At 70.8% G+C, this 257-nt stretch carries 1 protein-coding gene; it reads right to left on the reverse strand.

What is annotated here, in order from left to right; all coding sequences use genetic code 11:
• Window positions 1–51 precede the first annotated feature (51 nt).
• Window positions 52–257 (reverse strand): hypothetical protein (locus ACZ2XM_RS15585; protein WP_490619028.1); only part of this gene is annotated, 206 nt, incomplete at its 5' end.

Consider the following 257-nt stretch of genomic DNA (forward strand, 5'->3'; position numbering starts at 1 on the left):
GTTTTCGGGGCGGGATGTGCCGGAGGCGCGGAGATTGTGGAGAACGTTCATTCAGGGCGCAAGGTGGAGGAGAGCCTCGCGCCACGCAGAGGGGTCGGGCGCACCCGCGCGGAACCAGGCCAAGAACTCCCGATTGCCGTGCGTGCCGGCGATCGGTGACGCGATCACGCCAGCAGTGCCGAGCCCGGCGTCGTGCGCGGCCCAGAGCACGCGCTCGACGGCCTCCAGCCGCAGCCCGGGATCGGTGACGATCCCCT

The sequence above is a fragment of the Psychrobacter sp. CoH-33_TS_01 genome (assembly GCF_058189395.1).